We start from the raw sequence: 11640 nt of genomic DNA, 5'->3' as shown, positions 1-11640 counted from the left end.
TTAAAATCAAGCTGTTGTCATCGTCGTCTACCAACAAAAATTTTAGATATCTTGTTGTTTTTATTATGGTTTTCACCGTCATGGGGTTGTGGGGGTCGGAGGTTCAAATCCTCTCGCTCCGACCAGACACTTTTTTACCTCAACTTTCTAACCCTACCTGAAAGCCCATTCCATCAGTTTACCCGATTACCTGACAAGCAAGCTCAAATCAGAAAATCCGGTTTTCTACCCTTTCATACCATCAAATATATCTTCAGGATCAATCTGAAAGATGCAAAGAACATCCCAATCGATCATGCTGCACTCTGAATAAAAGGATTTAATGCACCTGGGCTGGTCTTGCTTAATCTACCAAAGAGAGAAGCGGTAGAGTTTGAATAATGCCACTCGTCTAACAACGAGTGACATTTGTGCCAGGAAGGGATTTTATCGCAAATAACAACTAATCACTTATCGGAAAGCGCTGCCTTCGGTGTTTCAGAATTTTCGTAAATCAACAGCGGCTCAGAATCACCATTGATAACCGAGGCATCAATCACCACCTTGGAAATGCTCTTATCGGAAGGAATTTCATACATTGAGTCAAGCAGTACCGCCTCCAGTATCGAGCGCAAACCTCGAGCACCGGTTTTGCGCTCCATGGCTTTTTTGGCAACCGCACGCAGAGCATCCTGACGGAAATCGACTTCCACCTCTTCCATATCGAAGAGCTTGCTGTACTGCTTGGTCAGTGCATTCTTAGGCTCAACGAGGATGCGCACCAGCGCCTCTTCATCCAGCTCTTCAAGCGTTGCAATCACAGGCAGACGACCAACAAACTCAGGGATAAGGCCGAATTTCACCAGATCTTCCGGCTCAACTTCTTTAAAGGTTTCACCCAGATCCTTTTTGTCATCCTTGCTGCTGACTTGTGCAGAGAAGCCAATACCAGACTTGTCAGTACGACCACGAATCACTTTATCCAAACCGGCGAAAGCACCGCCACAGATAAAGAGAATATTGGAAGTATCAACCTGCAGAAACTCCTGCTGCGGATGCTTGCGCCCACCCTGAGGCGGTACCGATGCAACCGTACCCTCAATCAGCTTGAGCAGAGCCTGCTGAACACCCTCACCGGAAACGTCACGGGTAATGGAAGGGTTATCAGACTTGCGGGAAATCTTGTCAATTTCATCAATGTAGACAATACCCATCTGGGCTTTTTCTACATCGTAATCGCACTTCTGCAGCAGTTTCTGAATGATATTTTCAACGTCTTCACCAACATAACCTGCTTCCGTCAGGGTCGTGGCGTCAGCAATGGTGAATGGTACGTTGAGCATACGCGCCAGCGTTTCAGCAAGCAGCGTCTTACCACTTCCGGTGGGACCAATCAGCAGGATATTGCTTTTACCCAGCTCGACTTCATCTTTCTTTTTGTCGCCCTTGGCATCGCCAAAGCGCAGACGCTTATAGTGGTTGTATACCGCTACAGATAAGACTTTCTTGGCCCGGGGCTGGCCAATTACATACTCGTCGAGAGTTTCCTTGATCTCGCGAGGGATTGGCAGCTTATCTGAAGACTCTTCGCCACTGCTGTCCTGAATTTCTTCACGGATGATGTCGTTGCATAGATCAACACATTCATCGCATATAAATACGGAAGGGCCGGCAATCAGCTTGCGCACTTCATGCTGACTCTTTCCGCAGAAAGAGCAGTACAACAACTTGCTGTCTTCACCCTTGCCGCTTGTTTCGTCGGTCATTCGATTACCCTGTTATACGGACAATGCCTGCCCTGCACTCTCCAGTGAAAATAGACAATGAAAATAGACCTGACAGTCAAACTAATCAAAGCCCATTTCATGATTCACGATTACATGCCTGATAAGATGCAGGCATCGAGGCATGTTTTCAAGTGCTTGATCCGCTTGATACCAGAATTCATGTCCTGACCATCCGGGACCATGCATGTTTCTGGAAAGCTATTCTGATAGAGTCCTCCATATCAAGAGAACCCATCCAATGAGTTAGTGTTCAACGACTTTGGATAAAAATCAACCTGCATGCGCTATAAATAATGAAAATAGCACACTGCACAGGGGCTATTTTCATTGATTGCGGAGCATATCGCCGGAGATCACAAAAGAGCCATCAGCTCAACCGCCCAGCTTATTTTTTGTCTTTATTGCCGCCTTCACCACGACGATTCATAACCTGGTCGATCAGGCCATACTCAACCGCCTCATCGCCATTCATAAAGTTATCACGGTCAGTATCACGCTCAATGACTTCAAGAGGCTGGCCGGTATGGTGAGCCAGAACATGGTTCAGCTTACTGCGAATACTCAGAATCTCACGGGCATGAATTTCGATATCTGACGCCTGGCCCTGGAACCCACCCAACGGCTGGTGAATCATTACCCTGGAGTGTGGCAGACAATAACGTTTTCCAGCAGCACCACCAGCCAGCAGCAAAGCACCCATGCTCGCAGCCTGACCAATGCACATGGTGGAAACATCCGGCTTGATAAACTGCATGGTGTCATAAATAGACATCCCGGCAGTTACCGATCCACCCGGTGAGTTGATGTACAGGTGAATATCCTTGTCCGGATTTTCCGATTCAAGAAACAGCAGCTGAGCAACCACCAGATTTGCCATGTGATCTTCAACCTGGCCCACCAGGAAGATCACTCGCTCTTTAAGGAGGCGGGAATAGATATCGTAAGAGCGCTCACCTCTGGCTGATTGTTCAACAACAATAGGTACCAGTCCTGAGTTGGTGATCGCAACGGCGTGCGGGTCTATCAGATTGGACATATCCTGTCTTAACTCCTTGCCAAGTCGAAGAAAAGCGACTGACCTGTCAGTCATATAAACTGAAAGATTAGTCGCTTGCATACCAGATTAAAACGACCAGAGCCGGTAAAACCTTAGCTGCTTGTCAGGGGAACCGGCCAATCAGCCAGCCATTCCCCACGCTCTTCATAAAATGCTCTTCTACAAGCGGTATCAGGCAGACTCTTCCTGCTCTGCCTCTTCAGTTTCAGCGACACGCTCAGCAGGCTTGATAGCGTCCTGATAGCTGCATGTCAGTTCTGAAACCTGGGCTGCTTCCAGAATAGTATCTACTACCTGCTCTTCCAGAACAACATACTTGATCTGAGACAGCTGCTCATCATTGCTGTAGTACCAGTCGATAACCTGCTGAGGCTCCTGGTAAGCGGAAGCCATCTCTTCAATCATGGCACGCACACGCTCATCATCAACCTTGACTTCACGCTGCTTAACCACTTCACCAATCAACAGACCCAGGGCAACACGCTTTTTGGCATCGGCTTCAAACAGCTCTGCTGGCAGCTGCTTTGGATCAAAACCACCTTTCATGCCGCCGAACTGCTGTACCGCCTGTTCGCGCATACGGTCGATTTCCTGAGAAGTCAGAGCAGAAGGCACTTCCACTTCATGAATCTTCAACAGGCCATCCATTACCTGATTCTTGACTTTGTTTTTAACCGCCTGACGCAGTTCACGCTCCATATTTCTGGACACTTCCGTACGGAAACCTTCCAGACCACCTTCACTTACGCCAAAGCGAGCAAAAAACTCGTCATTCAGTTCAGGCAGTGTGGGTGCAGCCACCTTGTGGACCTTGCAGGCAAACTCAACAGACTGACCTGCCAGATCTTTCGCCTGATAATCTTCAGGGAAAGTCAGGGACAGCACTTTCTCTTCACCGGCAGACACACCCACCAGGCCATCTTCAAAGCCCGGAATCATGCGGCCAGAGCCCAGCTCCAGAGTTGAGTTCTCTGCACTGCCACCTTCGAAAGCTTCCCCATCTTTGGTGCCAACATAGTCAAAGGTAATGCGGTCACCCAGTTCAGCAGCACGCTCAACGTCAGCAAACGTTGTGCTCTGCTTGCGCAGGGTTTCGATCATCTCGTCAACATCAGACTCCTGAACCTCGGCAATCGGACGTTCAACAGCAATACCACTGAAATCATTCAGAGCAATTTCAGGGTAGACTTCAAAGGTAGCAACAAAGGTAAATCCTTCGTCGTTATCAGACAGGGCTTCAACAGATGGCGCACCGGCAGGGTTCAGATCCTGCTCCTGGATAGCTTCAATGAAGGAAGACTGCATCATCTCACCGAGCACTTCCTGTCTGGCACCGGCACCGTAACGACGCTTGACCACTTTCATTGGAACCTTGCCGGGGCGGAAGCCATCAAGACGAACACGTCGGGACAGGTCCTGCAGACGCTTATTCACTTCACTATCAATATCAGCAACCGGGATAGTGATAGTCAGCTTGCGCTCAATACCGGAAGTCATTTCAAGGGAGACTTGCATTTTTGTTCCTCAACACCAAAACCTGTGTAAACAATGGGCCAAAAGGCGAATAGACTAGCAAATGCTTCCGGAAAATGCACAAACACGGTCTGTCACACTGGATCCGGGCAAGGTAAAGGAACACTTTTTATTAAAACATTCCCGTTCCCTACAGGATTTGCACCACTCTCACTTCTCAACGGTATAAACCAACGAATAAAGCAGACTTTGCCTGAAAAGCATATTTAAAGACCCAAAACACAGCAGCCCTGGCTCAGCCTTTCCTATCTGCACTATTCATATACGTTTCCCCGAAGCTAAGGACTAGTGGGTCCATACACCCCCCATCAGGGCAGTTTCTTTGGATGAAACATACAAAAACGGGGATAAGCATACTTATCCCCGTTAATGACTGGTGCGGAAGGAGAGACTCGAACTCTCACACCTTGCGGCACTGGAACCTAAATCCAGCGTGTCTACCAATTTCACCACTTCCGCTCACAGCGTTTCCACGAAGCACGCAAAACACTGTATTTTTCAGGCCGCCCGAAATAACAGGACAAACCGTTAACTGGGGTGGGCGAAGGGGCTCGAACCCTCGACCGCCGGAATCACAATCCGGAGCTCTGCCAACTGAGCTACGCCCACCAACAATTGACCGAAAGACTATTCAAATTGAACCAAAGAATCAAGCATAAGGCAGGATAAATGGCCATCTGAAAAATGGCGCACCCGGCAGGATTCGAACCTGCGACCATCCGCTTAGAAGGCGGATGCTCTATCCAACTGAGCTACGGGCGCTTAATCATCTTTCTGACTGGTCGGGGTAGAGAGATTCGAACTCCCGACATCCTGCTCCCAAAGCAGGCGCGCTACCAGACTGCGCTATACCCCGAAACTTTCCAGCTACTTTCAGGAAATCCCGAAAAGTTCCGCTGGTCAACGGCGACGAATACTACTCACAAGCATGGCGGTCGTCAATTGCCATATGCATTTTTTGATCCACATAGCCGTTCAGATAATGCAGGAAACTTCTTCGTCTGAATGACCATACCAATCTGTCTGAAAAAAAACCACCATGCCCACCCTTTATATCGAACAGATTTCATATAGGTTGAACCAGTAGCTTTATCAGCAGGCTGTTGTGTCAACAGAGCCAGAGCACTGTTAAACTAACGGTCATTTTCAATATTCGCCAATCAACCAATATTGTCAGCAACAGGCTTCAGCACATATGACAGCAAAAATTATTGATGGCAAAGCCATTGCCCTGCAACTGACCGACGCCATCGCCGAACAGGTTAAAAAAAGAACTTCACAGGGTCTCAGGGCTCCTGGGCTGGCGGTTATTCTGATTGGCGATGACCCGGCTTCCAGAGTTTATGTCGGCAAGAAAAGACAGGACTGTGAAAGGGTGGGTTTCAAATCCATATCCCACGACCTGCCAGCCTCCACCAGCGAACAGTATCTGCTGGAGTTAATTGACAACCTCAATGATGACCCGGCGATTGATGGCATTCTTGTACAATTACCCCTGCCTGAACACATCAACTGCGAACTGGTGATTGAACGCATCCGTCCGGATAAAGACGTCGATGGCTTTCACCCCTACAACATTGGCAGGCTGGTTCAGCGCATTCCACTATTGCGCCCCTGCACACCAAAAGGTGTGATGACACTGCTGGAAAACACAGGCCAGCCCATTCGTGGCAAGAATGCCGTCATTGTCGGCGCCTCCAATATTGTCGGTCGCCCGATGACCATGGAACTGTTACTGGCCGGTTGCACCACAACCACCACGCATCGCTTTACCGAGGATCTGGCCGCTGAAGTAGCCCGGGCAGACATCCTGGTGGTGGGCGCTGGTAAGCCCGGACTGGTTAAAGGTGCCTGGGTAAAGCCCGGTGCAGTGGTGATTGATATTGGCATCAACCGTATGGATGATGGCCGACTGGTGGGTGATGTGGAGTTTGATGTTGCCAGAGAAAGAGCCTCATGGATTACTCCGGTTCCCGGAGGTGTCGGCCCGATGACCGTGGCGACACTTCTGGAAAACACACTGTATGCTGCAGACCATCTGCACCACTGAACCGAGAGAAAAGTGTTCAAGGTGTAAACCGGCAGTTTCACTGCCGGATCCATCTTATGAATTCAGACTGGCCAGGCACTCCAGAAAGATTTCATCTTCCCATTCAGAGCAATCAATAAGGTATATGTTACCCGACTCCTCCCACACATAATCCTGCCCATTGATTCGAACCTCCAGAATCGGATACTCACTGTAAATTAACAGCCTGCCTCCCTGCCTGAGTCGGCTTTCAAGGCGAACCCCGCTGTCTTTCCAGCACACCACCTGATCAACAATGGCACAGGCTGGCAGAATCTTATCTTCCAGTCCAAGACAGACCAATGGCTCTTCAGGATAAAACAGCATCAGATCTGCCCCATTCTGCCCAAGCCGTATTTCCGGCAGCTCAGAATGGCTGAAACATTTCCGTCGGGTCGGCCAGTATACCAACCATTCGTCACTGTCATTTTCCAGGGGGGATGCAGTGATACGCTCAGTGATCGGTTGGTGATCTTCGGCAATATTGAATAAGGCAAGGACTCCCACTGCCCCAATCCGATTGGTCACTTTAAGCAACTTCCCGGAATAGAGAGGGTTTTCAAATAACTGTTCCCGAGCCACCTTTCCCTGCTGGTCACAACGAACCACCCGACCATCATTAAACACCAGCTTCATCAGTTGCTCTGCATCAGTCTGCCCAACCGGATCGCTGTTATAAATGGGCCCGCCACTGACCGCCCTGAGCAGCGCATGGGCATCAGAGTCTTCGTGAATGGTCCACCACATATCCCAGTCACCTATAAAAAAGGCATCATGAAACACCGCGTTATAGGCATTCTGCAGTGCATGCTCCTGGAGATTACCGCTTTTTTTTGGAAAAAAATCATCACTATTACGCGCAAGAGCTGATGACGGTCGGTTCCACAACTGATCGCTGGCCATCCCCATGCAGTTGATCAGTTGTCCGTTAAAATGCAGCCCCGCTGACGCTTCAAGAGCCTGGTGCGCTACCCGGGATACTCTTCCGGGAAAATCCCGGTATCTATAGTGGTTGGCAAGATTGCTCTGAACATCGACTTTGATGAAATCAACGCCCTGCCGGGCCAGATAGTCGTGCCAGCCGTGCCAGAAGCGAAATGCATCCCCTTCTGAGGTTGGGGGTAACCTTCTTGATGAATCCAGCTCATCCAAAGGAACAGGAAAGCTTGCTTCGGCATCGATCCCTTCCCACTGCCCGGTCAGGGCATGCCACACCCCCATCCAGGGAATACCGTAGTCATCCTGAAGAGTCTGCTTTAAACCGGCAAGTCCAGCCGGAAACTTCTTCCGATCTTCCTTCCAGGACAACAGCCGACGATCTTTCTCTTCCGACCAGCCATCATCCACCAGCATCCATTTTACCGGAACCCTTTTGGAGTAAAACTCCTGCGCTTTAGCAGCAACAGCCTCCCCAGTCACATCAAGATAACAGGCATCCCAACTGCACCAGCCGAGATAGTTAAACACCTCAGGCAAGGTACGCTGCTCTCTTGGTCTGGAATAGTACGATAGATGGTGACGCCCCAACTGCACATTGTTATTGATCAGTGAAAATGGATCTGCACTGACACCATAAATGGCAATCAAGCCCGAAAAATCTCTAACACCGGACTTTAAAGGACCCGCTACCAACTCAATGCCAGCGACGTCCCCACCCTGAAATTCACAGCGAACCTGCTCATCACATACGGCCAGCAGGTGGTGATACTCTTCCCCCAGACCGTACAGCAAAGACTGTGTTTTCTCTGGCAGATTGTTAAGGGCACAATCAAAATGGGGCCGTGTCCACCAACTGTTATAAAGATAATGAGCACACAAGCCGGAAATGTCACCCAGAGAGGCGATATTGATTCTGACGGCGCAACGGGGATGCCAACTGCGCCCTGGCCAGCTGACTCCCTTGCTAATCTCAGCATTCAGAGATAACAACAGCTGTCTTCCTTTGGTCTCCAGAGACAACCTGACAGACAGCCAGTCATCGTGAACAAATATCCCCGACTGCTCTGACCATGTCAGAGCGTATTCCTCCCCATTATCCAAACGAACATAAACAGTGACCCCCTGACATACTGCAGCCTGGTCATAATACAGATTTACCAGCTGGTCTTTTTCACGAAGAGAATACATAACTGCCTCAACTGCATCTTGGAAAGAACAATGTCATCCTTTGCCTACAGTATTTCTCAAAATCGGATATACGGCAGTGAAAATCTAATAAATTGCTTATCCGTGCTATAAAACCACAGCCCGATAAGCTGATTAGCACGCAAATTTTGCAATATGAAAACCGCTGAAAATGTTACCCACGCAAGGAAAACCAACCGAAAAGTAACACCTTTCACCAATAGCACACACCAAAAATCACAAACTGAGCTTTAGAGTGAAGAGAGTCTAAGTCATTCAACCCTGAACAACTGAAGCAAAAAACAGCGGAAGTACAATACATCAGGCATGTAGAACAAAGCAGAAAACCATGCCGTCAAAAAAATGGCATGCAGTATGCTTACCATTTAGCGTTCCATGTCAGCATCCGGTTTAATGGAATAAGCCCAACTGCCGACATCTTTTGTCTTCGTTACTTTATGTCAGAATCATGCAGGACTCTTCAATGAACAAACCATCACTCAGTAGCATGGAAGCCTATCTCAGACAGATGGGTATGGTGCCCCTTCCCGAAACCCCTGGCGACCTTGAAAAAGAGTACTACCGACAGATTTACCGGGTACTGCCCAGAGAGCAGGCTCTATCACTCCCGGTCAGGAAAGCCCGCTCAAAAACCTCTATCAAAAAAGATAAAGAAAAAAGACACTCCTGATAAACAATAAACCAGATCTACTCAGCGTGAGGTACTTCCAACCGTTCACGCTGCCGCTTATGTCTAAACAGGCCATCCAGCGTAAAAATGGCCAGTGCGAGCCATATCAAAGCGAAAGTAGCCATCTGCACCACACCCAGCGGCTCATTATAAATCGTCACTCCAACCAGAAATGAAATGGATGGGGCCAGATACTGCATGATTCCCAATACAGTCAACGACAACTTTTGAGCCGCCATATTGAACAGCACCAGAGGTATGGTTGTCACAAATCCGGACAGGGCAAGGAGAAGGCTGGTATCTGGATCGGAAAAGCGAAAAGCATGCAAATCATTATTTATCAGCCACAGGAAATAGAAAGCGGCGGGAGGCATCAACAGCAATGTCTCAATAGCCAGTCCAGAGGTTGCATCGACATTAATCCTTTTCCGGATCAAGCCATAAAACCCGAAACACACAGCCAGTACAAAAGCGACCCAGGGCAGTTTACCCAACAAAAACATCTGCATTGATACCGCCGCTGCTGCTATAAACACCGCCAGCATCTGGTATCGGGTCAGGCGCTCCCCCAGAAAGCAATAGCCGAAAAAAACACTGATCAATGGGTTAATGTAATAACCGAGGCTGGTTTCCAGAATCCTGTCATTGGTCACTCCCCAGATAAAACAGAGCCAGTTTCCAGCAATAAACAGCGACGACAAAACCAACCAGCCCAGTATCCGGGGTGATTTTATTATCTCAAGAATCCCTTTCAGTTTATGGCGAAAAGATAAAAAACAAACCAGCAATAGTGATGACCAGAAAACCCGATGAGCAAGCACTTCCAAAGGAGACACCTGTTCAACAATCTTGAAATAGATGGGGATCAGCCCCCACAAAGCAAATGCCCCAACGGCGAACGTCAGGCCAGAATGTACTCCTGCGTTTCTCACAAATCCCCCACATCAGACCCATAGCATCCACGGGATGCCAGAGAAAATAACAGCCCATTCAGATTTTGCATTGTAGAAGCAACGAAACCCGAGATAAAACATTACCTGAAGAAGCCTGAACTTATCCAGGCTTCCTGGCCAGACAGATCAGTCAAAAACTATACGATTTTTATTTTTATCCAGCATTCTGCTGCCAACATATTTAACCTTATCCAAATCATCAAAGCTCTGATAAGGGCCATGCTGATCGCGATACTTGACAATTTCCATTGCGATACGGGGGCCAACCCCGAGAAGTCCTTTATCCAGCTGCTCCATGTTTGCCTGATTCACATTAACTTTCTGATCACCAGAACGGGCTTTCTGGTCAGCCCCAAAGACAGAGATACTGAAAAAAGATGCACCTAAAAATACGAGGGTTTTGATATCCATATCAATGACTCCTTAAAATTGATAGATAATCCGCTATTGATAGAATGTCTATAAAACAGCTTTGTTGAATAAACCATCCTTAAGAACATTCAAGGCAATGCCTGAGGTAACTGCAAGACAAAAAATCCCGGGCAGATAAGCGGATCAAATTATCACGCAGCCGGAGTAACCCCCAAAACCTGCTCTTTAAAAGGCTTACTGGGTGGTGTCTCACCAATCCACACTCGCAGAAACAGATTGAACAACTCTTTATTGGCAGGAACGATACCTTTCTCATCACCGGCAATCTCAATCCGCAATCCTCTACCCGGAAGATACTCAAACACAGCCTGTTCACCTTTTTTCATTGAACCATCAACCAGCGCAAAGATTTTCTCAAGGTCCTCTTTCACCGCTTCCTGCTCATCGGGCGGGCTGTTCAATTGGATGGATTCATAAAAGGCATTGGCTATCCGTCGGGCGCTCATTTTTGACACCAGCATAACAAATGCCATTCGTTGATGCGTGTCAGAGGCATAAATCTCTTCAGGGCTACTGGTCGGCTCTTCCAGATAAAGAGCACCGATATACCCTTTAACCATCAGATACCATGACCTCACTGCCGCACCCTGCAATGTAAGCTCTGGTTTATCGCCTTCGGCTGCAATAGTGTCAGGCAGGTCGTACTTATTAATGACAAGCGCATTAACAGGCAATGACAGCAACATAAGCAAGGCAGTTAAAAGAGGAATACGATAAAGAAAGTCATAGTTTTGCATACTACACACCTTATTATTATTGTCAGGAAATACTATCCCACCTAATTGGCAGCTTCCAGCATACTGAGCTGTAACCACTTCAAAATTTCATAGCCTGACCGCCATCGCAGCGGGTCAGGCAATCATACTATGCACACGGTTTAAGCTGCCATGATCTTTACCTGTTTTCTCACTCCAGAAGCTGCTTGCCGTCATTAAATTGTCACCATTTCATCAGCCATAACTTTCATGAACAGTGGATAAAACCCTACCCATTACCACTGGTCAGCAGCCCAATAT

General features: G+C 48.1%; 10 protein-coding genes and 4 tRNA genes. 3 read left to right on the top strand and 11 right to left on the bottom strand.

What is annotated here, in order from left to right; all coding sequences use genetic code 11:
- On the top strand, positions 1 to 309 hold a 309-nt coding region (locus J7439_RS20170; protein WP_209203763.1), incomplete at its 5' end, for a hypothetical protein.
- Between the two features lie 137 nt (positions 310 to 446).
- On the opposite strand, the gene clpX is transcribed toward J7439_RS20170, so the two are convergent.
- From clpX to J7439_RS20135, 7 genes are all read right to left on the bottom strand, one after another.
- Positions 447 to 1745, bottom strand: a complete 1299-nt coding sequence (clpX, locus tag J7439_RS20165; RefSeq protein ID WP_101747730.1) for an ATP-dependent Clp protease ATP-binding subunit ClpX — start codon at positions 1743 to 1745, stop codon at positions 447 to 449.
- A 406-nt stretch (positions 1746 to 2151) separates the two neighbouring features.
- Positions 2152 to 2802 carry an ATP-dependent Clp endopeptidase proteolytic subunit ClpP gene (clpP, locus tag J7439_RS20160; RefSeq protein ID WP_209203761.1) on the bottom strand — a complete coding sequence of 217 codons (651 nt, stop codon included), beginning with the start codon at positions 2800 to 2802 and terminating at the stop codon, positions 2152 to 2154.
- Positions 2803 to 2994: 192 nt separating this feature from the next.
- Positions 2995 to 4338 carry a trigger factor gene (tig, locus tag J7439_RS20155; protein WP_209203760.1) on the bottom strand — a complete coding sequence of 448 codons (1344 nt, stop codon included), beginning with the start codon at positions 4336 to 4338 and terminating at the stop codon, positions 2995 to 2997.
- 392 nt (positions 4339 to 4730) lie between these two features.
- Positions 4731 to 4815: transfer RNA gene (locus J7439_RS20150), tRNA-Leu, on the bottom strand.
- Between the two features lie 74 nt (positions 4816 to 4889).
- Positions 4890 to 4965, bottom strand: a tRNA-His gene (locus tag J7439_RS20145).
- A gap of 76 nt (positions 4966 to 5041) precedes the next feature.
- Positions 5042 to 5118: transfer RNA gene (locus tag J7439_RS20140), tRNA-Arg, on the bottom strand.
- A gap of 17 nt (positions 5119 to 5135) precedes the next feature.
- Positions 5136 to 5212, bottom strand: a tRNA-Pro gene (locus J7439_RS20135).
- A gap of 339 nt (positions 5213 to 5551) precedes the next feature.
- Between J7439_RS20135 and folD the strand changes: the two genes are divergently transcribed.
- On the top strand, positions 5552 to 6406 hold the full coding sequence (gene folD / locus J7439_RS20130) for a bifunctional methylenetetrahydrofolate dehydrogenase/methenyltetrahydrofolate cyclohydrolase FolD (protein WP_209203758.1): 855 nt from the start codon (positions 5552 to 5554) through the stop codon (positions 6404 to 6406).
- Positions 6407 to 6460: 54 nt separating this feature from the next.
- On the opposite strand, the gene J7439_RS20125 is transcribed toward folD, so the two are convergent.
- Complete coding sequence (locus J7439_RS20125; RefSeq protein ID WP_209203756.1) at positions 6461 to 8551, bottom strand: Sip1-related alpha-galactosidase; 2091 nt, start codon at positions 8549 to 8551, stop codon at positions 6461 to 6463.
- A gap of 481 nt (positions 8552 to 9032) precedes the next feature.
- Between J7439_RS20125 and J7439_RS20120 the strand changes: the two genes are divergently transcribed.
- A complete protein-coding gene (locus J7439_RS20120; protein WP_209203754.1) occupies positions 9033 to 9239 on the top strand; it encodes a hypothetical protein in 207 nt (68 codons plus the stop codon).
- Between the two features lie 17 nt (positions 9240 to 9256).
- Here J7439_RS20120 and rarD read toward each other — a convergent pair whose 3' ends face one another.
- The 3 genes from rarD to J7439_RS20105 all read right to left on the bottom strand — a co-directional run bounded on the left by rarD (position 9257) and on the right by J7439_RS20105 (position 11361).
- The gene (rarD, locus tag J7439_RS20115) at positions 9257 to 10171 is read right to left on the bottom strand and encodes an EamA family transporter RarD (RefSeq protein WP_209203752.1); all 915 of its coding nucleotides are present in this window, start codon (positions 10169 to 10171) and stop codon (positions 9257 to 9259) included.
- A gap of 147 nt (positions 10172 to 10318) precedes the next feature.
- Complete coding sequence (locus tag J7439_RS20110; RefSeq protein WP_209203751.1) at positions 10319 to 10603, bottom strand: ComEA family DNA-binding protein; 285 nt, start codon at positions 10601 to 10603, stop codon at positions 10319 to 10321.
- Between the two features lie 152 nt (positions 10604 to 10755).
- Positions 10756 to 11361 (bottom strand): chalcone isomerase family protein, encoded by a 606-nt coding sequence (locus J7439_RS20105; RefSeq protein WP_209203749.1) that lies wholly within the window; start codon positions 11359 to 11361, stop codon positions 10756 to 10758.
- Between the last annotated feature and the right edge of the window lie 279 nt (positions 11362 to 11640).

The sequence above is a fragment of the Salinisphaera sp. G21_0 genome, assembly GCF_017744115.1.
Taxonomy (GTDB): Bacteria; Pseudomonadota; Gammaproteobacteria; order Pseudomonadales; family Endozoicomonadaceae; genus Endozoicomonas.
Note: the sequence above shows the minus strand (reverse complement) of the source record. Positions and strands in the feature narration are given on the sequence as shown.